Origin of the sequence: Streptomyces sp. NPDC029044 (assembly GCF_040637495.1) — a bacterium.
Classification (GTDB): Bacteria; Actinomycetota; Actinomycetes; order Streptomycetales; family Streptomycetaceae; genus Streptomyces.
Genome location: NZ_JBEZWN010000007.1, coordinates 184,571 through 210,806, shown reverse-complemented (window position 1 = coordinate 210,806; position 26,236 = coordinate 184,571). Strand labels below are relative to the sequence as shown.

Annotated in this window: 20 protein-coding genes; 13 read left to right on the top strand and 7 right to left on the bottom strand. The window is 70.0% G+C overall.

The features are described 5' to 3' along the window. Positions 1 to 4 precede the first annotated feature (4 nt). From glpK to AB0E85_RS09690, 3 genes are all read right to left on the bottom strand, one after another. Entirely contained in the window at positions 5 to 1,543 is a 1,539-nt protein-coding gene (gene glpK / locus AB0E85_RS09700) for a glycerol kinase GlpK (protein ID WP_361924380.1), read from the bottom strand. An 83-nt stretch (positions 1,544 to 1,626) separates the two neighbouring features. After that, positions 1,627 to 2,421 carry an MIP/aquaporin family protein gene (locus AB0E85_RS09695; protein WP_361924378.1) on the bottom strand — a complete coding sequence of 265 codons (795 nt, stop codon included), beginning with the start codon at positions 2,419 to 2,421 and terminating at the stop codon, positions 1,627 to 1,629. Positions 2,422 to 2,693: 272 nt separating this feature from the next. Next, positions 2,694 to 3,467: an IclR family transcriptional regulator gene (locus tag AB0E85_RS09690; protein ID WP_361924376.1), complete on the bottom strand. Its 774-nt coding sequence runs from the start codon at positions 3,465 to 3,467 to the stop codon at positions 2,694 to 2,696. Positions 3,468 to 3,769: 302 nt separating this feature from the next. Between AB0E85_RS09690 and metH the strand changes: the two genes are divergently transcribed. From metH to AB0E85_RS09670, 4 genes are all read left to right on the top strand, one after another. After that, positions 3,770 to 7,285: a methionine synthase gene (gene metH, locus AB0E85_RS09685; RefSeq protein WP_361924374.1), complete on the top strand. Its 3,516-nt coding sequence runs from the start codon at positions 3,770 to 3,772 to the stop codon at positions 7,283 to 7,285. 175 nt (positions 7,286 to 7,460) lie between these two features. Further along, positions 7,461 to 8,162, top strand: a complete 702-nt coding sequence (locus AB0E85_RS09680; protein ID WP_361924372.1) for an HAD family phosphatase — start codon at positions 7,461 to 7,463, stop codon at positions 8,160 to 8,162. 409 nt (positions 8,163 to 8,571) lie between these two features. Continuing rightward, a complete protein-coding gene (locus tag AB0E85_RS09675; protein ID WP_361924370.1) occupies positions 8,572 to 10,176 on the top strand; it encodes an ABC transporter substrate-binding protein in 1,605 nt (534 codons plus the stop codon). A gap of 107 nt (positions 10,177 to 10,283) precedes the next feature. After that, positions 10,284 to 11,867: an ABC transporter substrate-binding protein gene (locus AB0E85_RS09670; RefSeq protein WP_361924368.1), complete on the top strand. Its 1,584-nt coding sequence runs from the start codon at positions 10,284 to 10,286 to the stop codon at positions 11,865 to 11,867. 101 nt (positions 11,868 to 11,968) lie between these two features. Here AB0E85_RS09670 and AB0E85_RS09665 read toward each other — a convergent pair whose 3' ends face one another. Both AB0E85_RS09665 and AB0E85_RS09660 read right to left on the bottom strand, forming a co-directional pair. After that, entirely contained in the window at positions 11,969 to 12,640 is a 672-nt protein-coding gene (locus AB0E85_RS09665) for a response regulator transcription factor (protein WP_062925905.1), read from the bottom strand. A 54-nt stretch (positions 12,641 to 12,694) separates the two neighbouring features. Then, entirely contained in the window at positions 12,695 to 13,714 is a 1,020-nt protein-coding gene (locus tag AB0E85_RS09660; protein ID WP_361924365.1) for a RecB family exonuclease, read from the bottom strand. 186 nt (positions 13,715 to 13,900) lie between these two features. Between AB0E85_RS09660 and AB0E85_RS09655 the strand changes: the two genes are divergently transcribed. The 3 genes from AB0E85_RS09655 to AB0E85_RS09645 all read left to right on the top strand — a co-directional run bounded on the left by AB0E85_RS09655 (position 13,901) and on the right by AB0E85_RS09645 (position 18,018). Further along, complete coding sequence (locus tag AB0E85_RS09655; protein WP_361924363.1) at positions 13,901 to 16,165, top strand: site-2 protease family protein; 2,265 nt, start codon at positions 13,901 to 13,903, stop codon at positions 16,163 to 16,165. 53 nt (positions 16,166 to 16,218) lie between these two features. Further along, entirely contained in the window at positions 16,219 to 17,121 is a 903-nt protein-coding gene (locus tag AB0E85_RS09650; protein WP_107458194.1) for a tRNA (adenine-N1)-methyltransferase, read from the top strand. Positions 17,122 to 17,439: 318 nt separating this feature from the next. After that, positions 17,440 to 18,018, top strand: a complete 579-nt coding sequence (locus AB0E85_RS09645) for a hypothetical protein (RefSeq protein ID WP_361924361.1) — start codon at positions 17,440 to 17,442, stop codon at positions 18,016 to 18,018. A 59-nt stretch (positions 18,019 to 18,077) separates the two neighbouring features. On the opposite strand, the gene AB0E85_RS09640 is transcribed toward AB0E85_RS09645, so the two are convergent. Next, positions 18,078 to 18,383 carry a ferredoxin gene (locus tag AB0E85_RS09640; protein ID WP_161369720.1) on the bottom strand — a complete coding sequence of 102 codons (306 nt, stop codon included), beginning with the start codon at positions 18,381 to 18,383 and terminating at the stop codon, positions 18,078 to 18,080. Between the two features lie 245 nt (positions 18,384 to 18,628). On the opposite strand from AB0E85_RS09640, the gene arc reads away from it, so the two are divergent. The 6 genes from arc (at position 18,629) to prcA (ending at position 24,773) form a co-directional block, all read left to right on the top strand. Continuing rightward, positions 18,629 to 20,395 carry a proteasome ATPase gene (gene arc / locus AB0E85_RS09635; RefSeq protein ID WP_062925901.1) on the top strand — a complete coding sequence of 589 codons (1,767 nt, stop codon included), beginning with the start codon at positions 18,629 to 18,631 and terminating at the stop codon, positions 20,393 to 20,395. A 234-nt stretch (positions 20,396 to 20,629) separates the two neighbouring features. After that, positions 20,630 to 22,141 carry a depupylase/deamidase Dop gene (gene dop, locus AB0E85_RS09630; RefSeq protein ID WP_344517937.1) on the top strand — a complete coding sequence of 504 codons (1,512 nt, stop codon included), beginning with the start codon at positions 20,630 to 20,632 and terminating at the stop codon, positions 22,139 to 22,141. A 178-nt stretch (positions 22,142 to 22,319) separates the two neighbouring features. Further along, positions 22,320 to 22,538, top strand: a complete 219-nt coding sequence (locus tag AB0E85_RS09625; RefSeq protein WP_361924358.1) for a ubiquitin-like protein Pup — start codon at positions 22,320 to 22,322, stop codon at positions 22,536 to 22,538. A 24-nt stretch (positions 22,539 to 22,562) separates the two neighbouring features. Next, on the top strand, positions 22,563 to 23,165 hold the full coding sequence (locus AB0E85_RS09620; protein WP_361924356.1) for an endonuclease VII domain-containing protein: 603 nt from the start codon (positions 22,563 to 22,565) through the stop codon (positions 23,163 to 23,165). Continuing rightward, positions 23,117 to 23,962 carry a proteasome subunit beta gene (gene prcB / locus AB0E85_RS09615; protein ID WP_361924354.1) on the top strand — a complete coding sequence of 282 codons (846 nt, stop codon included), beginning with the start codon at positions 23,117 to 23,119 and terminating at the stop codon, positions 23,960 to 23,962. The genes AB0E85_RS09620 and prcB overlap by 49 nt, the downstream gene beginning before the upstream one ends. A gap of 67 nt (positions 23,963 to 24,029) precedes the next feature. Then, entirely contained in the window at positions 24,030 to 24,773 is a 744-nt protein-coding gene (gene prcA / locus AB0E85_RS09610) for a proteasome subunit alpha (protein WP_361924352.1), read from the top strand. A 392-nt stretch (positions 24,774 to 25,165) separates the two neighbouring features. Here prcA and AB0E85_RS09605 read toward each other — a convergent pair whose 3' ends face one another. Then, on the bottom strand, positions 25,166 to 26,218 hold the full coding sequence (locus AB0E85_RS09605) for a LacI family DNA-binding transcriptional regulator (RefSeq protein WP_361924350.1): 1,053 nt from the start codon (positions 26,216 to 26,218) through the stop codon (positions 25,166 to 25,168). Between the last annotated feature and the right edge of the window lie 18 nt (positions 26,219 to 26,236).

Sequence of the window (26,236 nt, the reverse complement as noted above, 5' to 3'; positions counted from 1 at the left end):
TTTCTTACTCCTCGTCCTCGAGCCAGCCCATGGTCCGCTCGACGGCCTTGAGCCAGTTCTTGTACTCATGGGCGCGCTTTTCCGCGTCCATGCGGGGGGTCCACTCGGCGGCCCGGCGCCAGTTGGCGCGCAGGTCGTCGGTGCTGTTCCAGAAGCCGACGGCGAGACCGGCGGCGTAGGCGGCGCCGAGGCAGGTGGTCTCGGCGACCATCGGGCGCACCACAGGTGCGTCCACGAAGTCGGCGAGGGTCTGCATCAGCAGGTTGTTGGAGGTCATGCCGCCGTCGACCTTCAGGGCGGTCAGCTCCACGCCGGAGTCCTTCGTCATGGCGTCGGCGATCTCGCGCGTCTGCCAGGCGGTGGCCTCCAGGACGGCGCGCGCGAGGTGCGCCTTGGTGACGTACCGGGTCAGGCCGGCGATCACACCGCGGGCGTCGGAGCGCCAGTACGGGGCGAACAGGCCGGAGAAGGCCGGCACGAAGTAGGCGCCGCCGTTGTCCTCGACCGACAGGGCGAGGGTCTCGATCTCCGCGGCGGTGGAGATCAGGCCCATCTGGTCGCGCATCCACTGCACCAGCGAACCGGTGACCGCGATCGAGCCCTCCAGGGCGTAGACCGTCTTCTGGTCGCCGATCTTGTAGCCGACCGTGGTGAGCAGGCCGCTGTAGGAGTTGATGATCTTGTCACCGGTGTTCATCACCATGAAGGTGCCGGTGCCGTAGGTCGACTTGGTCTCGCCCTCGGCGAAACAGGTCTGGCCGAACAGGGCCGCCTGCTGGTCGCCGAGCGCGGAGGCGACCGGGATGCCGCCGAGCAGGTCGCCCAGCTTCCCGCCGGTGATCTCGCCGTAGACCTCTGCGGAGGAGCGGATCTCGGGGAGGATCTGCTGCGGGACGCCGATGGACTCGCAGATCTTCTCGTCCCACTGCATGGTGTGCAGGTTCATGAGCATCGTGCGCGAGGCGTTGGTGACGTCGGTGACGTGCTTGCCGCCGTCGGTACCACCGGTCAGGTTCCAGATGACCCAGGTGTCCATGGTGCCGAAGAGGATGTCGCCCGCCTCGGCGCGCTCCTTGAGGCCGTCGACGTTGTCGAGCAGCCAGCGGGCCTTCGGGCCGGCGAAGTAGGAGGCCAGCGGCAGACCGGTCTCGCGGCGGAAGCGGTCCTGGCCGACGTTGCGGCCGAGCTCGCGGCAGAGGGCGTCGGTGCGGGTGTCCTGCCAGACGATGGCGTTGTGGACGGGCTCACCGGTGTTCTTGTCCCACAGCACGGTCGTCTCGCGCTGGTTGGTGATGCCGATGGCCTTGATGTCGTCGCGGGTGATGCCGGCCTTGGCGATGGCCCCGGCGACGACCTCCTGGACGTTCGTCCAGATCTCGGTGGCGTTGTGCTCGACCCAGCCCGGCTTCGGGAAGATCTGCTCGTGCTCCTTCTGGTCGACGGAGACGATCCGGCCGTCCCGGTCGAACACGATGCAGCGGCTGGAGGTGGTGCCCTGGTCGATGGCGGCGATGAAGGGGCCGGCGGTGTGCGCGTCGGTCACTGTGTGCTCCTGGTAATTCCGGGTTTATGGGGCTTTACGTACGGCGCGTGCTGGAAGTTTCCCGCCGGAGCGGGGAATCGCTCCTAGGCGAATGCGACGTTGTAGATGCCTGCCGCGATGGCACCGCCGATCAGCGGACCCACCACGGGGACCCAGGCGTAGCCCCAGTCGGAGCCGCCCTTGTTGGGCAGCGGCAGCAGGGCGTGCACGATGCGCGGTCCGAGGTCGCGGGCCGGGTTGATCGCGTACCCCGTCGGGCCGCCGAGGGAGAGGCCGATGGAGACCACGACGAGCGCGGTGACCAGGGCGCCCAGGGTGCCCAGGCCGTTGCCCTTGTCGTTCAGGCCCTGGGTGAGCACGGCGAGCACCAGCACGACCGTGCCGATGATCTCCGTGGCGATGTTCTGCCAGGCGACCCGGACCTCGGGGCCGGTGGAGAAGACGCCCAGCACGGGGCCCGCGCCCTTCTCCTGGGCCTCGACGGCCTTGACCTTGGTGTCCTGCGCACCCGGGCCGCCGACTATCTCGCGGTCGGTGAGGTGAGCGTGGAACTGACCGTAGTAGGCGACCCAGACCAGGGCGGCACCGATCATGGCGCCGAGAACCTGTCCGGCCCAGTAGACCGGGACGTTCTTCCAGTCGCCGTCCTTGATGGCGATGGCCAGCGTCACGGCCGGGTTCAGATGGGCACCGGACAGCGGTGCCGAGGTGTAGACGGCCGTGAGCACCGCGAAGCCCCACCCGAAGGTGATGGCGAGCCAGCCGGCGTTGCGTGCCTTGGAGGCCTTCAGCGTGACGGCGGCACAGACGCCGCCGCCGAGGAGGATGAGTATGGCGGTACCGATGGTCTCGCCGATGAAGATGTCGGAGCTGGACACCCGCGACTCCTTTGTCCTACGTCCAGGGAAGTTCGATACCGGCCTGGCGTTGTCACACTCTAGCGCGTATTGCCGGTAGCTGTTCGACAATGTCGACCGATGGACGGGAGTCTTGCTTCGGCGTTACGAGCACGTCAAGGGCTGTGGACTCGAAAATCTGATCGTTACTGATCGCCGCGGTCTCCGTGATCTTCTCCGCAGGTGAGCGCGGACATGCCGAGGACCGGGACGCCGTACGACGACCCGGTCCTCGGCGGATGCCGACGTGCGCGTCAGAACCGCCCGGCGCCCAGATCCCGCGACACCGCGCGGGCGCAGTCCCGCACCGCGGCGATCAGCTCGGGCCGCAGCGCCCTGTCGTCGTCGGACCGGCACAGCCGCTCCACGGCGCCGGTGATGCCCACCGCCCCGACCGGCATGCGCCGCCGGTCGTGGATCGGTGCGGCGAGGGAGGCGACGCCCTCCCAGGTCTCCTCCACGTCGGCCGCGTACCCGCGCGCGCGGGTGACGTCGAGGAGGTGCTCGAAGTCCTCCGGCTCGCACGCCGTCCGGTCGGTGAACGCCTTGCGGTCGGCCTCCAGGGCCTCGCTGTGCGCCACCGGGTCGTAGGCCGACAGCACCTTGCCCAGGGCCGTGGAGTGCAGCGGCTGCATGGCCCCGATCTCCAGGACCTGCCGGCTGTCGTCGGGCCGGAAGACGTGGTGCACGATCAGCACGCCCTGCTGGTGCAGGACACCCAGGTAGACGCTCTCGCCGCTGGAGCGGGCCAGGTCGTCGGCCCAGACCAGGGCGCGGGCCCGCAGTTCGTGCACGTCGAGGTAGGTGGTGCCCAGGCGCAGCAGTTCGGCGCCCAGCTGGTAGCGCCCGGAGGCGTCGTCCTGCTCCACGAAGCCCTCCTGCTGGAGGGTGCGCAGGATGCCGTGGGCGGTGCCTTTGGCCAGGCCCAGCGACGAGGCGATGTCCGACAGGCCGAGCCGCCGCTCGCCGCCCGCGAGCAGCCGCAGCATCGCGGCCGCCCGTTCGAGCGACTGGATGTTCCGTGCCATCGCCGTACTGCCTCCGTCCCCTTCGACCGCCGACGAGCGGCACCACAGCCCTCGTTCGGCAATGTCGAACACTACCGGTCGATGTCGACCTCTCGCTAATGGCAGGCCGCCATTTTTCAGCCACCGGCGGCCGATCCGTCACCCATCGGCCGATCCTGCACCACCGGCGTCCGGCCCGTGGACGCGCTGCCCATCCAAGCCCACTCCCGGTTACGCTGGCGCGGTGCGCCCATCCCGGATGCCCTCCGGCTGTCCGGGAAGCCGCAAAGCCGACAGCCGTCGCATCCGAGGGAGCCCTTTTCATGGCCTCGTTGCCGCCGACCCCTTCCGCAGACAGCCGGACCCGTGCGTCCGCGCTCCGAGAAGCCCTGGCCACCCGCGTGGTCGTGGCCGACGGAGCCATGGGCACCATGCTCCAGGCACAGGACCCCACGCTCGAGGACTTCGAGAATCTCGAAGGCTGCAACGAGATCCTCAACCTGACGCGCCCGGACATCGTCCGTTCGGTGCACGCCGCGTACTTCGACGTCGGCGTGGACTGCGTGGAGACCAACACCTTCGGCGCCAACCTCACCGCCCTCGGCGAGTACGACATCCCCGAGCGCGTCACCGAGCTGTCCGAGGCAGGCGCCCGGATCGCCCGCGAGGTGGCCGACGAGTTCACCCGCAGCACCGGGCAGCAGCGCTGGGTGCTCGGCTCGATGGGACCGGGCACCAAGCTGCCCACCCTCGGCCACACCACCTTCGGCGCCATCCGGGACGCCTACCAGCAGAACGCCGAGGGCCTGCTCGCCGGCGGCGCCGACGCGCTGCTCGTGGAGACCACGCAGGACCTGCTCCAGACCAAGGCCTCCGTCATCGCCGCCCGCCGGGCCATGGAGGCCACCGGCCACTCCGTCCCGCTGATCGTGTCGGTGACGGTGGAGACGACCGGCACCATGCTGCTCGGCTCCGAGATCGGCGCGGCCCTGACCGCCCTGGAGCCCCTCGGCATCGACATGATCGGCCTGAACTGCGCCACGGGCCCGGCCGAGATGAGCGAGCACCTGCGCTTCCTGTCCCGGCACTCGCGCATCCCGCTGTCCTGCATGCCGAACGCGGGCCTGCCCGTGCTGACCAAGGACGGCGCCCACTACCCGCTGACCGCGCCCGAGCTGGCCGAGGCACAGGGCACCTTCGTCCGCGACTACGGCCTCTCCCTCGTCGGCGGCTGCTGCGGCACCACCCCCGAGCACCTGCGGCAGCTGGTCGAGCGGGTCCGGGACACCGCCCCCACCGAGCGCGCCCCGCAGCCCGAGCCCGGCGCCGCCTCCCTCTACCAGTCGGTGCCCTTCCGGCAGGACACCTCCTACCTGGCCATCGGAGAGCGCACCAACGCCAACGGCTCGAAGAAGTTCCGCGAGGCCATGCTGGAGGCCCGCTGGGACGACTGCGTGGAGATGGCCCGCGACCAGATCCGCGAGGGCGCGCACATGCTCGACCTGTGCGTGGACTACGTCGGCCGCGACGGCGTGGCCGACATGGAGGAACTGGCCGGCCGCTTCGCCACCGCCTCCACCCTGCCCATCGTGCTGGACTCCACCGAGGTCGACGTCATCCGGGCCGGCCTGGAGAAGCTCGGCGGCCGCGCGGTGATCAACTCGGTGAACTACGAGGACGGCGACGGCCCCGAGTCCCGTTTCGCCAAGGTCACCGCCCTCGCCCAGGAGCACGGCGCCGCCCTCATCGCGCTCACCATCGACGAGGAGGGCCAGGCCCGCACCGCCGAGAAGAAGGTCGAGATCGCCGAACGGCTCATCGACGACCTCACCGGCAACTGGGGCATCCACGAGGAGGACATCCTCGTCGACTGCCTGACCTTCACCATCTGCACCGGCCAGGAGGAGTCCCGCAAGGACGGTATCGCCACCATCGAGGGCATCCGCGAGCTCAAGCGGCGCCACCCGAAGGTGCAGACCACGCTCGGCCTGTCCAACATCTCCTTCGGCCTCAACCCGGCCGCCCGCATCCTGCTCAACTCCGTCTTCCTCGACGAGTGCGTCAAGGCGGGCCTGGACTCGGCGATCGTGCACGCCTCCAAGATCCTGCCGATCGCCCGCTTCAGCGAGGAGGAGGTCCAGACCGCCCTCGACCTCATCCACGACCGCCGCGCCGAGGGCTACGACCCGCTCCAGAAGCTCATGGAGCTGTTCGAGGGCGCCACCGCCAAGTCCCTCAAGGCGGGCAAGGCCGAGGAACTGGCCGCCCTGCCGCTCGACGAGCGCCTCAAGCGCCGCATCATCGACGGCGAGCGCAACGGCCTCGAAGCGGACCTCGACGAGGCCCTCCAGGAGCGGCCCGCGCTCGACATCGTCAACGAAACCCTGCTGGACGGCATGAAGGTCGTCGGCGAGCTGTTCGGCTCCGGCCAGATGCAGCTGCCGTTCGTCCTTCAGTCCGCCGAGGTCATGAAGACGGCCGTCGCCCACCTCGAACCGCACATGGAGAAGACCGACGAGGCCGGCAAGGGCACCATCGTGCTGGCCACCGTCCGCGGCGACGTGCACGACATCGGCAAGAACCTCGTCGACATCATCCTGTCCAACAACGGCTACAACGTCGTCAACCTCGGCATCAAGCAGCCGGTCTCCGCGATCCTGGAAGCCGCCGAGGAGCACCGGGCCGACGTCATCGGCATGTCCGGTCTCCTGGTCAAGTCCACCGTGATCATGAAGGAGAACCTGGAGGAGCTGAACCAGCGCGGCCTGGCCTCCGGCTACCCGGTCATCCTCGGCGGCGCCGCCCTCACCCGCGCCTACGTCGAGCAGGACCTGCACGAGATCTACGAGGGCGAGGTCCGCTACGCCCGTGACGCCTTCGAGGGGCTGCGCCTGATGGACGCCCTCATCGGCGTCAAGCGGGGCGTGCCCGGCGCGAAGCTGCCCGAGCTCAAGCAGCGCCGGGTGCGGGCCGCCGCCCCGGCCGCCGTCGAGGAGCGCCCCGAGGAGGGGCACGTCCGCTCCGACGTCGCCACCGACAACCCCGTGCCCACCCCGCCCTTCCGCGGCACCCGCGTGATCAAGGGCATCCAGCTCAAGGAGTACGCGAGCTGGCTCGACGAGGGCGCCCTGTTCAAGGGCCAGTGGGGCCTGAAGCAGGCCCGCACCGGTGAGGGCCCGTCCTACGAGGAGCTCGTCGAGAGCGAGGGCCGGCCCCGGCTGCGCGGCCTGCTGGACCGGCTCCAGACGGAGAACCTGCTGGAGGCGGCCGTGGTCTACGGCTACTTCCCGTGCGTCTCCAAGGACGACGACCTGATCATCCTCGACGAGCAGGGCAACGAGCGCACCCGCTTCACCTTCCCGCGTCAGCGCCGCGGCCGCCGCCTGTGCCTGGCCGACTTCTTCCGCCCGGAGGAGTCCGGCGAGACCGACGTCGTCGGCCTCCAGGTCGTCACCGTCGGCTCGCGCATCGGCGAGGAGACCGCGCGGCTCTTCGAGGCCAACGCCTACCGCGACTACCTCGAACTGCACGGGCTGTCCGTGCAGCTGGCCGAGGCGCTCGCCGAGTACTGGCACGCCCGGGTGCGCTCCGAACTCGGCTTCGCCGGCGAGGACCCGGACGAGATGCAGGGCATGTTCGAGCTGAAGTACCGGGGCGCCCGCTTCTCCCTCGGCTACGGCGCCTGCCCCGACCTGGAGGACCGCGCCAAGATCGCCGACCTGCTCCAGCCGGAGCGCATCGGCGTCCAGCTGTCCGAGGAGTTCCAGCTGCATCCCGAGCAGTCCACGGACGCCATCGTGATCCACCACCCGGAGGCCAAGTACTTCAACGCCCGCTGAGCCCGTCCCGGCGCGGGCCGAGTCAGGCGCACAGGCGCCTCCCGGCGCACGGGCCGAGAGAGGCGCACGGGCCAAAAGAAGCGTTTCGTCCGCGCACGACGTAGACTGGTCGGTCCACCGCAGGCCGGTTCCCCTCCTGGGAACCGGCCTGAACGTCCCTCAAGGAGGTACGTGGATGACCAGTACGGTCCCCGCGCTCGGCACCCTTACGGCCGAAGGCTCAGCTCTGCAAGCCGTGCTGCTCGACATGGACGGCACCCTGGTGGACACCGAGGGCTTCTGGTGGGACGTCGAGGTCGAGGTCTTCGCCTCCCTCGGCCACACCCTCGACGAGTCCTGGCGGCATGTCGTGGTCGGCGGCCCCATGACCCGCAGTGCGGGCTTCCTCATCGAGGCCACCGGCGCCGACATCCCCCTCGACGAGCTCACCGTGCTCCTGAACAACGGCTTCGAGGCCCGCATCGACAGCGCCCTGCCGCTGATGCCGGGCGCCGGACGGCTGCTCGCCGAGCTGTACGAGTACGAGATCCCCACCGCCCTCGTCTCCGCCTCCCACCGGCGCATCATCGACCGGGTCCTGACCTCGCTCGGAGCCCACCACTTCAGCCTGACGGTGGCCGGTGACGAGGTGCCACGCACCAAGCCCCACCCGGACCCGTACCTCGCCGCCGCCGCGGGGCTCGGCGCGGACCCGGCCCGGTGCGCCGTCATCGAGGACACCGCCACCGGAGTCGCCGCCGCCGAGGCCGCGGGCTGCCAGGTCGTGGCCGTGCCCTCCGTGGCCCCCATCGCCCCGGCCCTGCGCCGCACGGTCGTCACCTCCCTCGAAGAGGTCGACCTGACATTTCTGCACGGGCTGATGACGGAAATGCGCTAGGCGTTCACCCAGCGTGCAGCGAGGTTAGGGCGGTAATTCCGAAGACGAATTCGACCCCCTCCCGACGATCGAATTCCCGTGCCCCCGAACCCGTTTACGCGTGTGACGTTCCCCACGCGAACCGGGGTCGACAGTCGACCCGTCATGTGCTGCGCACCCCCTCCGGGGGGCCATCGGCGCGCCCTTGTGTCCCGATTGGTGGAACGCTGCACCAAAGCTTCCACTGTCGGGTTTTCGGTCTGTCCGCGCCTGGTTCCGCAGCGTGATGGGTGCTCAACTCCGGTGGCTGCGAACCCTCCTGCCGGTCCGGACTAATCTCGATGCGAGAACATCGCCCCACCTCCGTGATCCGCTGCGCCACCCCTGCATGCCGGGTACACGGAGTCGACAGCTCTGGAGAAACTCGAGCATGAACCGCAAGACTTTGGTGCTGCCGGCCGTGATCGGCCTGCTCGCGCCGGTGCTCGCCGCCTGCGGCGGGTCCGACAGCGGGAGCGGCGACAGCGGCGCGATCGTCGTCGGCACCACGGACCGGTTCACCGCCTCGAAGGACGCCCCCGCGCCCCTCGACCCGGCGTACGCCTACGACGTCGGCACCTGGAACATCCTGCGCCAGACCGTGCAGACCCTGATGATCCAGCCGCGCGGCGAGGGCGAGCCGGTACCCGAGGCCGCCGAGCGCTGCGGCTTCACCGACACCGGCAACGAGCGCTACGCCTGCACCCTGCGCGACGGCCTGAAGTTCGCCGACGGCAACGCTGTCACCGCGGCCGATGTGAAGTACTCCATCGACCGCGCCCGCTCCCTCAAGGCCGACAGCGGCGTGTTCGCACTGCTGTCCACCATCGACACCGTCGAGACGCAGGGCGACCGCGAGGTCATCTTCCACCTCAAGACCGCCGACGCGACGTTCCCGTACAAGCTGTCGACCCCCGTCGCCGGCATCGTCGACCCCGAGGACTACCCGAAGAACAAGCTGCGCGACGGCTTCGACCTGGAGGGCTCCGGCCCGTACACCCTCAAGGCCGACGTCGAGGACGGCGAGCTGGTCAAGGCCGAGTTCACCAAGAACCCCGAGTACAAGGGGGCCCTCGAGGTGAACAACGACAAGGTCGACATGGTCTCGTACAAGGACGCCGACGCCATGGGCAAGGCCCTCGACGACGGCGACATCGACCTGATGACCCGCACCATGTCGCCCGATCAGATCCGCGAGCTCTCCGGCGACGCGGACACCGACGTCGACCTCGTCGAGATGCCCGGCCTGGAGATCCGCTACCTAGGCTTCAACACCGACGCCCCCACGGTGAAGTCCAAGGCCGTACGCCAGGCGATGGCCCAGGTCGTCAACCGCAGCGCGCTGGTCTCCAAGGTCTACGGCTCCCAGGCCGAGCCGCTGTACTCGCTGGTCCCGGCCAGCGTCACCGGCCACTCCAACTCGTTCTTCAACAAGTACGGCGAGCCGAACGTCACCAAGGCCCGCTCCCTGCTCAGCCAGGCGAACATCACCACCCCGGTGAAGCTCACCCTGCACTACACGACCGACCACTACGGCCCGGCCACCAAGAAGGAGTTCGAGGTCCTGCGCGACCAGCTGAACTCCAGCGGCCTGTTCGACGTCGGCATCAAGGGCACCCCGTGGGACACCTTCCGCCCGGCTGAGAAGAAGGGCGAGTACGACGTCTACGGCATGGGCTGGTTCCCGGACTTCCCGGACGCCGACAACTTCCTCGCGCCGTTCCTCGACGCCGACAACACGCTCGGCTCGCCGTACGACAACAGCCGGATCCGCAACACCCTGATCCCGGAGTCCCGCCGTGAGGCGGACCGGCTGTCCGCCTCCTCAAGCCTGACGGACATTCAGGACATCGTCGCGGGTGACGTGCCGGTGCTGCCGCTGTGGCAGGGCAAGCAGTACGTCGCCGCACGCGACGACATCACGGGTACCGCCTACGCGCTCAACTCCGCCTCGACGCTCCAGCTGTGGGAGCTCGGGCGGGGCGTGAGCGGCTGACGCACCCGCTGGATCCCCGGGGCCTGTGACCGCGGCCCCGGGGAGCCGTGCCCCGGAGCCAGGGAGACGCTCCGGGAGTTCTCGAGAACCGACGACAAGGCACACACGTGAACATACGCAACCAGTGGCCGGTCCTGCCCATCGTGGCGGGCCTCGCCTCCGGACTGCTGACCGGCTGTGGAACGGAGAGCGGGGACTCCGCGGGGGACGGCTCCAACGTGGTGGTGGGGATGTCCGACGACGTCCTGGCCACCGACCCGGCCTCCGGCTACGACCCCGGCTCCTGGCTGTTGTTCAACAACGTCTTCCAGTCCCTGCTCAGCTTCCCCAAGGGCGCGACGGAACCGCAGCCCGAGGCCGCCGAGAGCTGCGCGTTCACCGACACGCAGACCACGGTCTACAAGTGCACGCTGAAGGACGGACTCAAGTTCAGCAACGGTGACGAGCTCACCTCCGAGGACGTCAAGTTCTCCTTCGACCGCATGCTGAAGATCAACGACCCCGACGGGCCCGCGATCATGTTCCCCATGCTCGACAAGGTCGAGACGCCGGACGCGAAGACGGTCGTCTTCCGCCTCAACACGGCCGACGCCACCTTCCCGAGCAAGATCGCCTCCGGCGCCGGCTCCATCGTCGACCACACCCAGTACGACGCCGACGGCCTCCGCAAGGACGGCGAGGCGGTGGGCTCAGGCCCCTACCAGCTCGACTCGTTCGACGACGGGCAGGCGGTCTTCTCCGTCAACGAGAACTACAAGGGCACCGCCAAGGTGAGCAACACCGGCGTGACGCTCAAGTTCTTCGACGGCGACCAGACCGCCCTGAAGCAGGCCATCCAGAACGGGGACGTCGACATCGCCTACCGCGGTCTCACCGCGGGCGACATCGCCGACTCGGAGAAGGCCGACGACGGCACCGGCGTCGAGGTCGTCGAGGGCAGCAGCGCCGAGGTCCAGCACCTGGTGTTCAACATGGACGACCCGGTCACCGGCAAGCTCGGCGTCCGCAAGGCCATCGCCCACCTGCTCGACCGCGAAGCCCTCATCAAGGACGTCTACCAGGGCACCGCGACCCCGCTGTACTCGATCATCCCGGCCGGCATCGCGGGCCACAACACGGCCTTCTTCGACACCTACGGCGCCCGCCCCTCCCGGTCCAAGGCCCAGGCCGCCCTGCGCGAGGACGGCATCACCGGCAAGGTGAAGCTGACCCTCTGGTCGACCCCCTCCCGCTACGGCCCCGCCACCGACCAGGAGCTGAACGCCATCGCCGGCCAGCTCAACGCCAGCGGCCTGTTCGACGCGAGCGTCAAGTCCGTCCCGTTCGCCCAGTACGAGAAGGACATCGCCGCCGGCAAGTACGGCGTCTACGTGAAGGGCTGGGTGCCGGACTACCCGGACGCCGACAACTTCACGGCCCCCTTCTTCGGCAAGGGCAACGTGCTGAACAACAACTACGACAACGGCACGATCACCAGCTCGCTCATCCCGCGCACCGCTGCCCTGACCAACCGGGCCGCCACCGACAAGGAGTACGGCGAACTGCAGGACATCGTCGCCGACGAACTCCCCGTCCTGCCGGTCTGGCAGGCCAAGCAGTACGCGGTCGTCCGCGACGGCGTCTACGGCCTGGAGTACTGCCTCGACGCCTCGACGGTCTTCCGCTTCTGGGAGCTCAGCAAGGACGCCTGACGCTTTCTGGGAGCTTCAGCAAGGACGCCTGACGCTCAGGAGCCCAGAAGGGCGCCCCCCACTCGCGGGGGGCGCCCTTCTCGCGTACCTGCTCCCGGCCGCTACTGCGCGCCGGGACGCACCAGCCCGCTCTCGTACGCGTACACCGCCGCCTGCACGCGGTCGCGCAGACCCAGCTTGGTCAGCACATGCCCGACGTGCGTCTTGACCGTGGTCTCGCTGACGAAGAGGTCGGCGGCGATCTCCGCGTTCGACAGCCCGCGCGCCACCAGCTTCAGCACCTCGACCTCGCGGTCGGTGAGCGTGTGCAGCACGTCCGGCACCGGCTCGTCCCCCGACGGCAGATGCGTGGCGTACTTGTCGAGCAGCCGGCGGGTGATGCTCGGCGCGAGCATCGCCTCGCCCCCCGCGACGACCCGGATGGCCTGCACCAGCTCGTTGGCCGGCGCATCCTTGAGCAGGAACCCGCTGGCACCGGCGCGCAGCGCCTCCACCACGTACTCGTCGAGGTCGAAGGTGGTCAGCACCAAGACCTTCGCCGGGCCGTCCCGCCCGGGCCCGGTGATCTGCCGGGTCGCCTCCACACCGTCCATCCGCGGCATGCGAATGTCCATCAGAACCACATCGGGCTGTAGCGCACGCACCTGGTCGAGTGCCTGCAGTCCGTCACCGGCCTCCCCGACGACCGCGATGTCCTGCTCCGCCTCCAGAATCATCCGGAAGCCGGTGCGCAGCAGCGGCTGGTCGTCGACCAGTAGGACGCGGATGGCCACGTGAGTCTCCTTCGCTAGTCCGGCCCCATTCTGCCCTGCACGGGCCCGCCGGACTCAGCCGCCCTCACCGGGCCGCGCCGGCACCTCAGCCGCGCCCACCGGCAGCGGGTACGGCGGGGGAGTGCCGCCGAACTCCGGGCAGTGGGCCTGGTGATCGCACCAGCCGCACAGCTTCGTGGGGCGCGGCCGCCAGTCGCCCGTCTCGGTCGCCAGCCGGATCGCCTCCCACAGTGCCAGCAGCTTGCGCTCCACCCGCTCCAGATCGGCGAGGACGGGGTCGTACGTCAGCACCTGGCCACTGCCGAGATAGACCAGCTGGAGCCGCCGGGGGACCACGTTCTTCAGCCGCCACACCACCAGGGCGTAGAACTTCATCTGGAACAGGGCGCCCTCGGAGTACTCCGGCCTGGGCGCCTTCCCCGTCTTGTAGTCGACGATCCGGACCTCACCCGTGGGCGCCACGTCGACCCGGTCGATGATGCCGCGCAGCCGCAGCCCGGACTCCAGCTCCGCCTCGACGAACAGCTCCCGCTCGGCCGGCTCCAGACGGCTGGGGTCCTCCAGGGTGAACCAGCGCTCGACGAGCTGCTCCGCCTCGCCCAGCCAGCGCGCCAGCCGCTCGCCCTGCGGATCGTCGGCGAACAGCTCCACGACCTCCGGCCGCGTCTCGCGCAGCCGGTCCCACTGGCCCGGGATCAGCGACTTCGCCCGGGGCGGCGTGCGCTCGGCGGCGGGGGCGTCGAAGAGCCGCTCCAGGACCGCGTGCACCAGGGTGCCCCTGGTCGCCGCCTCGCTCGGCTTCTCCGGCAGCCGGTCGATGACCCGGAAGCGGTAGAGCAGCGGGCACTGCATGAAGTCACTGGCACGTGAGGGCGACAGCGAGGCGGGCGGTATGGCGGCGGAGCCCGTCACGAGGTCGCTCACGGCGGCGGTCTCGGCCGCCGCCTCCGCCACCGTCCGCGCCTCCGCCGCCGTGTCCACTGCCGCCTGCGCGGGCCCCGCCGGAAGCGACGGATCCGCCGCCGCGGCAGGACTGCTCCCGGACGCCGCCGCGCCCTCGCTGCTCGTCTCCATGCCCCAGACCATACGGCCCGCCACTGACAGTGACCCAGCCGCGTTCGTGGGGGAACCCGGGAGGGGAGGTCGACGTACGGGAAACACAGGGGTGCCGGGGCGGAACGCACCTCGACGGCCGCATACCATCGACTCGAGACCCTCCCGTCCGGCAGGCGCGGGAGACGCTTCGACGAGGGGACACCGGTGGACGAGAGCGGCGGGCGCGGGCAGCCGCGGTCCGGCAACGACGAGTCGGCCGAGCGCCACGAGGGGCTCCCGCCCCGGGCCACCGACCCGGCCCCCGCCGACGGACAGCCCACGGACGAACACGGCCCCGCCCCCGAGCAGCCCACGGACCAGCACGACCCCGCTCCCGAGCGGCCCACGCGGGGAGTAGAGCCGGCCGGCCCGGCAGTGCCTGGCGCCACACCGGCAAACCCTCCGCACATCCCGGGGAACGACACGGCGCCGCCCCGGCCCCACGCCGACGCTGCGCCGGACCCGCGGACTCCCGACGCCGCACCCACCCGCGCCGACGCGCCGGCTCCCGCCGGGAGCGCCGGTGACGGTTCGCCGGAGGCCGGCCCGCGCCCGGACCGCGCCGACGTCGACCGCCCGCACGCGGGGCCCGCCCGCGCCGCTGCCGCCGAGTCGCCGCGGTCGACGCCGTCCCGCGCCGAGGGCGCCGGTGACGGTGGGCCGGAGGCCAGTCCGCACTCCGACGGCCCGTACACGGCACCGGCCCACGCCGAGGCCGGAGGGGGTGAGGGTTCGCCGGAGGCCGGCCCGCGCCCGGACCGCGCCGAGGCCGGAGGTGACGGTTCGCCGGAGGCCGGCCCGCAGCCGGACCGCGCCCATGTCGACGGTCCGCGCGCGGCAGCCGGTGACACCGACGTAGCGGCTGCCTCGCCGGCCCCCGCCCAGAGCGCCGGTGGCGGTTCGCCGGCGGCGGACACGCACCCGGACCGTGCCTACGCCGATGGCCCGCGCGCGGCAGCCGGTGATGCCGGCGCAGCGCCGGCACCGTCGGCCCCCGCCGAGGCTGACCGTGGCGGCTCGCCGGAGGCCGGCACGCACCCCGACCGCGCATACGCGGGCGGCCCGCACGCCGCGCCCGCCCCCGGCCGGCCCGAGGCTGACCCGCTGCGCAAGGCCCCGGCCGCGGGCCACGCCCCGGGCGCCGGCGATGCGCCTCACCGGGAGCAGCCCTCCGCCCCCGGCCACCCGAGCCACCGACCCGGCACTCACGCCCCCGCCCCCGGCGACCGGCCCCTCGCCCACTCCGCCGACGGCAAGGGCCCCGCTCCCCAGCGCCCGGAGCCCCGCGGCGGGCTGCTCATGGGGCGGCCCTTCGGCGTGCCCGTGTACGTCGCACCGAGCTGGTTCCTCGTCGCCGCGCTGATCACCTGGGTGTTCGGCGGACAGCTGGAGCGCGTGCTGCCCGAGCTCGGTGCCGCCCGCTACCTGGTCTCCCTCTTCTTCGCGGTCGCCTTCTACGCCTCCGTGCTCGTCCACGAACTGGCCCACACCGTCGCCGCCCTCCGCTTCAAACTCCCCGTCCGCCGCATCCAGCTCCAGTTCTTCGGCGGCGTCTCCGAGATCGAGAAGGAAGCCGAGACCCCCGGCCGGGAATTCATCCTGGCGTTCGTCGGCCCCCTGCTCTCCCTCGTCCTCGCCGGCGCCTTCTACGGCGCCGCGCAGACCGTGGAACCCGGCACCGTCCCCGGCGTCCTGCTCGCGGGCCTGATGATCTCCAACCTCATCGTGGCCGCGTTCAACCTCCTGCCCGGCCTCCCCCTCGACGGCGGCCGCATGCTCCGCGCCGTCGTCTGGAAGATCACCGGCAAGCCGATGAAGGGCACCATCGCCGCCGCCTGGGTCGGCCGCGCCCTGGCCGTCTCCGTGCTCATCGGACTGCCCCTGCTGACCCAGTCCGGCGCCCTCGGCACCGACGCCGCCGACAACGTCGGCATGGACACGGTCCTGGACGCCCTGCTCGCCGCGATCCTCGCCGCGATCATCTGGACCGGCGCGGGCAACAGCCTGCGCATGGCGCGCCTGCGCGAGCACCTCCCCGAGCTGCGCGCCCGGGCCCTCACCCGCCGCGCCGTCCCCGTCGAGACCGACACCCCGCTCTCGGAGGCCCTGCGCCGCGCCAACGCCGCCGGGGCCCGCGCCCTGGTCGTCGTCGACGCCGACGGCCAGCCCCTCTCCCTCGTCCGCGAGGCCGCCATCGCGGGCGTGCCCGAGCACCGCCGCCCCTGGGTCGCCGTCAGCGGCCTCGCCCAGGACCTCACCGACGGCATGCGCATCTCAGCGGAACTGTCCGGCGAGGAACTCCTGGACGCCCTGCGCGCCACCCCGGCCACCGAATACCTGGTGGTGGAGGAGACCGGCGCGATCTACGGCGTCCTGTCAGCGGCCGACGTGGAGCGCGCCTTCGTGAAAGCGATGGCGAGGCCGTCCTAGGCTCTGGCGCCCGAGTGGTCGGAGGCCCTCTCCGGGGCCGGTAGGCTGGTCACATGTCCGAACCGACCGGTGCCGCCCGCAGGCGCGGGCCCTTCAAGGTCGGGGACCAGGTTCAGCTGACCGACCCCAAGGGCCGCCACTACACGTTCACGCTCGAGGCCGGGAAGAACTTCCACACCCACAAGGGTTCCTTCCCCCACGACGAACTGATCGGTGCTCCCGAGGGCAGCGTTGTCCGTACCACGGGGAACGTCGCCTACCTCGCGCTGCGCCCCCTGCTCCCCGACTACGTCCTGTCCATGCCCCGCGGCGCCGCCGTGGTCTACCCCAAGGACGCGGGGCAGATCCTCGCCTTCGCCGACATCTTCCCCGGCGCGCGCGTCGTGGAGGCGGGCGTCGGCTCCGGCTCGCTCAGCAGCTTCTTGCTGCGGGCCATCGGCGACCAGGGCATGCTGCACAGCTACGAGCGCCGGGCGGACTTCGCCGAGATCGCCCAGGCGAACGTGGAACGCTACTTCGGCGGCCCGCACCCCGCCTGGCAGCTCACCGTCGGCGACCTCCAGGACAACCTGTCCGACGCCGACGTCGACCGCGTCATCCTCGACATGCTCGCCCCCTGGGAATGCCTGGAGGCCGTCTCCAAGGCGCTCGTCCCCGGCGGCATCCTGTGCTGCTACGTGGCCACCACCACCCAGCTCGCCCGGACCGTCGAGTCCATCCGCGAGATCGGCAGCTTCAACGAGCCGAGCGCCTGGGAGTCGATGATCCGCAACTGGCACATCGAGGGCCTGGCCGTCCGCCCGGACCACCGGATGATCGGCCACACCGGCTTCCTGCTCACCGCCCGCCGCCTCGCCGACGGCGTCGAGCCGCCCATGCGCCGCCGCCGCCCCGCCAAGGGCGCCTACGGCGAGGACTACGCGGGCCCCAACGCCGACGGCGGCTCCGGCCGCTGAGGCAAGCCCGCCACCACATCCAACGCACCGGCGCCGTGCCGGAGTTCCCGGACCCGTACCGGAACTCCGCCACGGCGCCTCTGCGTTGCCGCCCCGGGTGAACCCCGCCGGAACGCCATTGACCTGCCGAGAAGGCCCCAGCGGCCAGGAGCCGCCGCAGCACACGCCCCGCCCACACCGGCCCGCTGACACAGCGGCAGGAACCGTAACCCTTCTGACTTCCCCGGCAGGAGACGCGCACACCCCGCCGTTCCCTCGCGCTGTGACGTGTGGCACCATGCAGCCACCCCACCGGCACAGCCTCAGGAGACCCTCCTAGTGCAGTCTTCCGCCGTCCCGGAGCTCGCCCACACCCACACCCGCCCCATCCACTGGCTCGCCACCGCGACAGCCGTCGCAGGCGTCGTGGCCTTCTCCTCCGTCCTCCAGCCCGGCGCGGCGACAGCGGCCCAGCCGGCCGCCCCACAGACCAAGAGCGCTCCGGCGCACACGACTCCACCCGACCCGGCCGCCGTGACGTTCCCGGTCGAGTGCGGCCCGGTCAAGGCCGTGGTGAAGAAGAAGGCCTCCGGAGACCTCGACGGCGACGGCCGGCCCGAGACGGTGGCCGTCGTCCACTGCGACTCCCCGATGGGCACCCCGCCCGACGGCGTGTACGTCCTCACGCGCGGCGCCGACGGCGGCAAGCCGCGCGTCGTCGCCACCCTGCTGGACCCCAAGGACGGCACCACCGTCACCGACTTCGCCGTCTCCGGCGGCGCCGTCACGGCCACGCTCCTCGGCTACTCCTCGACCGACGTACCGCGTTGCTGCCCCGACGTGAAGAGCGACGCGAAATGGCGTTGGCACAGCGGCTCGTTCGTCCGCTCGGCCCCGGCCGGCGCCCGCAGCGTCTGAGGCCCCTGCGACGGCGCGTGTGAGATATCAGACAGCAGTAACGGAACGTAGAGAAGTGGTCACTCCGCGTCCGGTCCGTACACCTCGGCCCTGTCCGAAACCCGCCGCACATGGATGCACTCGCCCGGACACTCCTTCGCGGAGTCGATCACGTCCGTGAGAAGCGGCAGCGGAACGGGCGTTGTCGCCCCCTTGTCCTGAAGCAACTCGTCGTCGGCGCTCTTCACATAGGCCAGACCGTCGATGTCCAGCTCGAACACCTCCGGCGCGTACTGGGCGCAGATGCCGTCACCGGTACACAGGTCCTGGTCGATCCAGACCTCCAGCTCCGCACCATCGGCCCCGGCCACCTGCTGCACGCTCATCTCTCCTGCCGTTTCTCCGCCGAGCCACATCGGGAATCCGGCCAGCTCCGGCGGGTGTTGAACAGTTCGACCCTACCTCCGGCTGGGTTCCAATCATGTTCGCTGGGTATTCCCCTGGCGTGAGGGAGAGCGCAAGGGTGAAGATCGGACACACCCCGACCGTCTTTGTGATCTAGGGGTTTCAATCGACACCCGCCCAGGTAGGGTCTGGAAGCGTCCAGCTCCCCTTGGAGGAGGTGAGGACCGTGGCAGCCCACGACGACGACATGAACCGCGGCATCCGCCCGGGACGCGGGTCCGACGACCCGGCCGGGCAGATTGCCTACCTTGAGCAGGAGATCGCCGTCCTGCGACGCAAGCTCGCCGACTCTCCGCGACACACGAGGATTCTCGAAGAGCGGATCGTCGAGCTGCAGACCAACCTGGCCGGCGTGTCCGCGCAGAACGAGCGACTTGCCAACACGCTCCGTGAAGCCCGCGACCAGATCGTGGCCCTCAAGGAGGAGGTCGACCGGCTCGCACAGCCGCCGGCCGGCTTCGGTGTCTTCCTGACGGCCAACGAGGACGGCACCGCCGACATCTTCACCGGCGGCCGCAAACTCAGGGTGAACGTCAGCCCCAGCGTCGAGCTCGAAGAGCTCCGGCGCGGCCAGGAACTGATGCTCAACGAAGCGCTCAACGTGGTCGAGGCCATGGAGTTCGAGCGCGTAGGCGACATCGTCACCCTCAAGGAGATCCTCGAAGACGGCGAGCGGGCCCTGGTGCTCGGGCACACCGACGAGGAGCGGGTGGTGCGGCTCGCCGAGCCGCTGCTGGACGTCACCATCCGCCCCGGCGACGCCCTGCTCCTGGAGCCCCGCTCCGGATACGTCTACGAGGTCGTCCCCAAGAGCGAGGTCGAGGAACTCGTCCTCGAAGAGGTCCCCGACATCGGCTACGAGCAGATCGGCGGTCTCGGCGGCCAGATCGAGGCCATCCGCGACGCGGTCGAGCTGCCGTACCTCTACCCCGACCTGTTCAAGGAGCACGAGCTGCGCCCGCCCAAGGGGGTCCTGCTCTACGGACCCCCCGGATGCGGCAAGACACTCATCGCCAAGGCCGTCGCCAACTCGCTGGCCAAAAAGGTCGCCGAGGTCACCGGCCAGGCCGCCGGCAAGAGCTTCTTCCTCAACATCAAGGGCCCCGAGCTCCTGAACAAGTACGTCGGCGAGACCGAGCGGCAGATCCGCCTGGTCTTCCAGCGTGCTCGTGAGAAGGCCAGCGAGGGCACGCCCGTCATCGTCTTCTTCGACGAGATGGAGTCCCTCTTCCGCACCCGTGGTTCCGGTGTCAGCTCGGACGTGGAGAACACCATCGTCCCCCAGCTGCTCGCCGAGATCGACGGCGTGGAAGGCCTGCAGAACGTGGTCGTGATCGGCGCCTCCAACCGCGAGGACATGATCGACCCCGCCATCCTGCGGCCCGGCCGCCTGGACGTGAAGATCAAGATCGAGCGTCCCGACGCCGAGGCGGCGAAGGACATCTTCGGCAAGTACCTCACCGAGCGCCTCCCCCTGCACTCCGACGACCTCGGAGAGCACGGCGGCAGCAAGGCCACCACCGTCCAGAGCATGATCCAGACAGCGGTGGAACACATGTACACCGAGTCCGAGGAGAACCGCTTCCTGGAAGTCACCTACGCCAACGGTGACAAGGAAGTCCTCTACTTCAAGGACTTCAACTCCGGCGCCATGATCGAGAACATCGTCGGCCGCGCCAAGAAGATGGCGATCAAGGACTTCCTCGAGAAGAACCAAAAGGGCCTCCGCGTCTCCCACCTCCTCCAGGCCTGCGTGGACGAGTTCAAGGAGAACGAAGACCTGCCGAACACCACCAACCCCGACGACTGGGCCCGAATCTCCGGAAAGAAGGGCGAGCGGATCGTGTACATCCGCACCCTCATCACCGGAAAGCAGGGCGCAGACACCGGACGCTCCATCGACACGGTGGCGAACACCGGTCAGTACCTGTAAAAGGCAGGGCGGCTGCGGGTGCCCTCGGCGGGTACCCGCAGCCGACTGTTTTTCAGGCCACGGCTGGAGCAACGCAATGACGCAAATGATCTCCCCACCAGCGCAAAGGCGTTCTAGGCTCTTGCGTACCGCCGAGTCGCGCAGTGCGGGGACGGGCACCGCACACGCAACCGAGCGCCAGCGGTATCTGAGTGGCGCCCACGACCGAGGGTGCCGCCGGGCAAGGAGGGCCGCATGACCGTACGGCGAGTAATGGGCATCGAGACGGAGTACGGGATCTCCGTCCCCGGCCACCCCAACGCCAATGCCATGCTCACCTCGTCCCAGATCGTGAACGCCTACGCGGCCGCGATGCACCGGGCCCGCCGGGCCCGATGGGACTTCGAGGAGGAGAACCCGCTGCGGGACGCGCGAGGCTTCGACCTCGCCCGCGAGGCCGCCGACTCCAGCCAGCTCACCGACGAGGACATCGGCCTGGCCAACGTGATCCTCACCAACGGTGCACGGCTCTACGTCGACCACGCACACCCCGAGTACAGCTCCCCCGAGGTGACCAACCCCCGGGACGCCGTCCTCTGGGACAAGGCCGGCGAACGGATCATGGCCGAAGCCGCGGAACGGGCCGCCCAGCTGCCCGGTGCCCAGCCGATCCACCTGTACAAGAACAACACCGACAACAAGGGCGCGTCCTACGGCACGCACGAGAACTACCTGATGAAGCGGGAGACCCCCTTCTCGGACATCGTGCGCCACCTGACGCCGTTCTTCGTCTCCCGCCAGGTCTTCGCCGGAGCCGGCCGCGTCGGCATCGGCCAGGACGGGCACGAGCACGGCTTCCAGCTCAGCCAGCGGGCCGACTACTTCGAGGTCGAGGTCGGCCTCGAGACGACACTCAAACGCCCCATCATCAACACCCGCGACGAACCGCACGCGGACGCCGAGAAGTACCGGCGCCTGCACGTGATCATCGGCGACGCGAACCTGTCGGAGATCTCGACCTACCTCAAGCTGGGCACCACCTCACTGGTCCTGTCGATGATCGAGGACGGCTTCATCGCCGTCGACCTGGCCGTCGACCAGCCCGTCCGCACCCTCCACCAGGTCTCGCACGACCCGTCCCTCAAGCGCCTGGTCACCCTCCGCAGCGGCCGCACACTCACGGCGGTCCAGCTGCAGATGGAGTACTACGAGCTGGCGCGCAAGTACGTCGAGGAGCGGTTCGGGGCCGACGCCGACGACCAGACCAAGGACGTCCTGTCCCGCTGGGAGGACACCCTCACCCGTCTGGAGCACGACCCGATGAGCCTGGCCGGAGAGCTGGACTGGGTCGCCAAGCGGGAGCTCATGGAGGGCTACCGGCGCCGGGACAACCTTGACTGGGACGCGGCGCGACTGCACCTGGTCGACCTCCAGTACGCCGACGTGCGGCCCGAGAAGGGCCTGTACAACCGTCTGGTGGCCCGCGGCCGCATGAAGCGGCTGCTGACCGACGCCGACGTCGAGCGGGCCCGCACGGTGCCGCCGGAGGACACCCGGGCGTACTTCCGCGGCCGCTGCCTGGAGCAGTACGCCGACGACGTCGCGGCGGCCTCCTGGGACTCGGTGATCTTCGATCTGCCGGGCCGGGACTCGCTCCAGCGCGTCCCAACCCTGGAACCGCTTCGCGGAACGCGTAATCACGTCAAGGAGCTCCTGGACCGCTGCCGCACCGCGGAAGACCTGGTCAGGGTCCTGTCGGGCGGGTGACCCCGATGAACGGGTACTCGTCCGTAACCAGCCGGACAGGGTGGAAAGTCCCTGGTCCGGGAATCATCGAGGTGGTCCCCGTACGTTGGAGCAACTGCGGGGCCATTGTCAGACCCGGCGAGTAGGGTCTGATCTTGACCGAGCAACTGTGTCGGGCGAACCGAGCGGGGTGAGGGATATGGCGACCAAGGACACCGGCGGCGGACAGCAGAAGGCCACGAAGTCCACCGAGGAGGTCGAGGAGCAGGCGCAGGACGCGCAGGCCTCCGAGGACCTCAAGGAGCGTCAGGAGAAGCTGAGCGACGACGTGGACTCGGTTCTGGACGAGATCGACGACGTACTCGAGGAGAACGCAGAGGACTTCGTTCGAAGTTTCGTTCAGAAAGGCGGCCAGTAGCCTTCGAATCGAAGGCTTTGGGGGATGTTCGGCTTGCTGAATGAAGAAGGCGTGAGACGCTGCTCGCGGTGCAAGGAGCAGAAGCCGCGAGCAGCGTTCGCCAAGAACAAGTCCATGCGTGACGGCTTGCAGGCTTACTGCCGAGAATGTGCGGCCGCTTACCACCAGCAGAGGCAGGTGGCCAAGGGGCGCAACGTTCGGCCCAGGGTGGAGGTGCCCGAAGGGCATAAGTACTGCCGCACCTGTGGTGAGATCAAGCCGCACAGTGAGTGGACGCGGAACAGTAGCGCTTCGGACGGCCTGGCGACCCTCTGTAAAGCCTGCAAGGCGGTGAAGGGTCGTGCAGGTCACCTGAAGCGCCACTACGGCCTCACCGAAGCCGAGCGGGACGACATGGTCGCCTCCCAGATGGGGCTCTGCATCATCTGCCTAAAGGCCCCGGCCGCCCATGTGGATCACTGCCACAAGACGGGTAGGGTCCGTGGCGTACTGTGCTTCAACTGCAATTCGGCCATCGGCAAGTTGGGAGACGATCCCGACGCCGTCCGCCGGGCCGCCGCTTACTTGGAAGGAATCGCGTGGAAGCCAACACTCGTAGCACCGGGCGTCTACCGGCTGCCTTCCTGACGCCAGGGTCTTCCTCCTTCATGGACTTCCTCTCCGAGCACCAGCCGGAGATCCTGCCCGGCAATCGGCAACTGCCGCCCACCCAGGGCGTGATCGAGGCACCGCACGGGACCACGATCGTCGCCGTGACGTTCCCCGGCGGTGTGGTCCTCGCCGGTGACCGGCGGGCCACCATGGGCAACGTCATCGCGCAGCGGGATATCGAGAAGGTCTTCCCGGCCGACGAGTACTCGGCGGTGGGCATCGCCGGCACGGCGGGCCTGGCCGTGGAGATGGTGAAGCTGTTCCAGCTGGAGCTGGAGCACTTCGAGAAGGTCGAGGGCGCGCAGCTGTCCCTTGAGGGCAAGGCGAACCGGCTGTCGACGATGATCCGTTCCAACCTCGGCATGGCCATGCAGGGCCTGGCCGTGGTGCCGCTGTTCGCCGGGTACGACGTGGACCGCGACAGGGGCCGCATCTTCTCCTACGACGTCACGGGCGGCCGCTCCGAGGAGCAGAACTACGCGGCCACCGGCTCCGGGTCGATCTTCGCGCGCGGCGCCATGAAGAAGCTCTTCCGGGACGACCTCAGTGAGGCCGAGGCCACGACGCTGGTGGTCCAGGCGCTCTACGACGCGGCTGACGACGACTCGGCGACCGGCGGTCCCGATGTCGCCCGCCGGATCTATCCCATCATCACCGTGATCACCGACGACGGCTTCCGCCGGCTCACCGAGACCGAGGCGTCCGAGATCGCACGCTCGATCCTGGAGCGGCGGCTGGAGCAGCCCGACGGGCCGCGGGCCGCGCTGCTGTAGCGGCGATCGTCTTCGTGAGGGTGGTCCAGTGAACCGACGGAATCTTCAAGAGAGGGATGGATAACCGGTGTCGACGCCGTTCTATGTCTCACCCCAGCAGGCCATGGCCGACCGGGCGGAGTACGCCCGTAAGGGCATCGCCCGTGGTCGCAGCCTGGTCGTGCTGCAGTTCGCCGACGGCATCGTGTTCGTCGGCGAGAACCCGTCCCGTGCGCTGCACAAGTTCAGCGAGATCTATGACCGGATCGGCTTCGCGGCCGCCGGCAAGTACAACGAGTACGAGAACCTGCGGATCGGTGGTGTGCGCTACGCCGACCTGCGCGGTTACACCTACGACCGTGACGACGTGACGGCCCGGGGTCTGGCGAATGTGTACGCGCAGACGCTGGGCACGATCTTCTCCAGCGCGGCGGAGAAGCCGTACGAGGTGGAGCTGGTCGTCGCCGAGGTCGGGGAGACGCCCGAGGGTGACCAGATCTACCGGCTGCCGCACGACGGTTCCATCGTGGACGAGCACGGCTCGGTCGCGGTGGGCGGCAACGCCGAGCAGATCAGCAGCTATCTGGATCAGCGGCACCAGGAGGGCATGACGCTCGCGGAGGCGCTGAAGCTGGCGGTGCAGGCGCTGTCCCGGGACACCAACGGCAGTGAGCGGGAGATTCCCGCGGAGCGGCTGGAGGTCGCGGTGCTGGACCGTACGCGTCCGCAGAAGCGGAAGTTCAAGCGGATCAGCGGGCGGCAGCTGTCGCGGCTGCTCGATGCGGGGGCCGCCGGCGGTGAGGCGGAGGGGGCGTCGGAGGACGCCGAGTAGTTCTTACGTGGTGTGACGCGCCCTGGCCGGCGGTTTTGTGGCCGGGGCGCGTCGCTGTGTGCGGGGGCGCGGGTGCTTGCGCCTTCCGCCGGGGGTGGGTCGGGGCCGCGTCGGGGGTGTCCGTCCTCGGAACGGCGCGATGGACCCACTTACCGACTGACTGGCGTTGACGCGCCAACCGCTGCGGGCGGACACCCCCCGACACGTCCCCTTCTCGCCGTACGCGGGTGCGGGCTCGTCCCGCCTGGCTGCGGGCATGCGTGCCGCTGGGGGCGATGGGGGTCCCCCCTGCTCGAGCGAAGCCGAGAGCTTGGGGGAGGGTGGGCGCAGGCGGCACCCCGCTACGCCGGGCTGCGGACCCACCCGCCTTCAGCACCGACGCAGCGGCACAGTCAACGAGGCGGTGCCGTAGAGCTTCGTACGGCGAGCTGGACCGGGATGTCCCCACTCTCGGGCTCGCGGCCCTCCAGGACCGCCAGGAGGGCCCCCATGCCCCGCTCACCGAACAGCTCCGCGTCCAGGCGAACCGTCGTCAGTTCCGGGTCCATGGCCGTGGCCAGGGCCAGGTCGTCGATGCCCGTGACCGACAGGTCGTCCGGGATGCGCAGTCCGAGGCGGCGGGCCGCCTTGTACGTGCCGGCGGCGAGCTGGTCGTCGTCGCAGATCACGGCGGTGGGGCGGGGTCCGGGAGCCGAGAGGCCGGCTTCGGCGGCGGCCACGGCTCCCTCGATGGAGATCGGGGAGTGGGCCGTGCGGATCGACGTGCCCGGTACCTCCGACAGCCTCGCCGCCAGCTCCCGGGCGCGGATCTCGAAGGTCCAGGAGGGGACGTCCGCTGCCAGGTGGAGGAAGGTGCGGTGGCCCAGGGCCAGTAGGTGGTCCGCGGCCTGGCGGACGCCGTCGGCGATGTCCAGGTTGACCGTCGCCGCGCCCAGGCTGCCGTGGGGGTCGCTGTCCAGCATCACCAGCGGCAGCGCCTCGCCGCGGATGGCGGTCAGGGCGTCCGCGGCCATGGAGGAGGCGATGACGCCGTCCAGTGCGGCCTGTGCGGAGGCGAAGGGGTCGCGGGCGGGGCCGATGCCTTCGGGGGAGGGGTAGAGGACCACGCCGAAGCCGTGCTCGGCGGCGACGCGGGCGGCGCCCGTGTAGACGCCGGCGAAGAACTCGGTGGTGAGGGCCGGGACGACGAGGAGGACGGTGCGGGTGCGGCCCAGGCGCAGGTTGCGGGCGGCCAGGTTCGGGCGGTAGCCCAGGTCGCGGGCGGCCTCGCGGACGCGCTCGGCCGTGGCCTCCGAGACGCGGCCGCGCCATTTGTCGCCGAGGACCAGGGAGACGGCCGCCTGGGAGACGCCGGCGGCCTGGGCGACGTCCCGGCTCGTGGGGCGTGTGCTGCCTCGTGCCACCGTCGGGCTGCTCCTTCGTCTGGACTCGTGAACAGCGGACATGGTACGTATGGAAGCCGA

Excerpts from the sequence above, each read along its gene's own strand:
- AB0E85_RS09690 (WP_361924376.1), bottom strand. The coding sequence starts at position 3,467 with ATGGCACGGAACATCCAGTCGCTCGAACGGGCGGCCGCGATGCTGCGG.
- metH (WP_361924374.1), top strand. The coding sequence starts at position 3,770 with ATGGCCTCGTTGCCGCCGACCCCTTCCGCAGACAGCCGGACCCGTGCG.
- AB0E85_RS09680 (WP_361924372.1), top strand. The coding sequence starts at position 7,461 with ATGACCAGTACGGTCCCCGCGCTCGGCACCCTTACGGCCGAAGGCTCA.
- AB0E85_RS09675 (WP_361924370.1), top strand. The coding sequence starts at position 8,572 with ATGAACCGCAAGACTTTGGTGCTGCCGGCCGTGATCGGCCTGCTCGCG.
- AB0E85_RS09660 (WP_361924365.1), bottom strand. The coding sequence starts at position 13,714 with ATGGAGACGAGCAGCGAGGGCGCGGCGGCGTCCGGGAGCAGTCCTGCC.
- AB0E85_RS09650 (WP_107458194.1), top strand. The coding sequence starts at position 16,219 with ATGTCCGAACCGACCGGTGCCGCCCGCAGGCGCGGGCCCTTCAAGGTC.
- AB0E85_RS09640 (WP_161369720.1), bottom strand. The coding sequence starts at position 18,383 with ATGAGCGTGCAGCAGGTGGCCGGGGCCGATGGTGCGGAGCTGGAGGTC.
- dop (WP_344517937.1), top strand. The coding sequence starts at position 20,630 with ATGACCGTACGGCGAGTAATGGGCATCGAGACGGAGTACGGGATCTCC.
- AB0E85_RS09625 (WP_361924358.1), top strand. The coding sequence starts at position 22,320 with ATGGCGACCAAGGACACCGGCGGCGGACAGCAGAAGGCCACGAAGTCC.
- AB0E85_RS09620 (WP_361924356.1), top strand. The coding sequence starts at position 22,563 with ATGTTCGGCTTGCTGAATGAAGAAGGCGTGAGACGCTGCTCGCGGTGC.
- AB0E85_RS09605 (WP_361924350.1), bottom strand. The coding sequence starts at position 26,218 with ATGTCCGCTGTTCACGAGTCCAGACGAAGGAGCAGCCCGACGGTGGCA.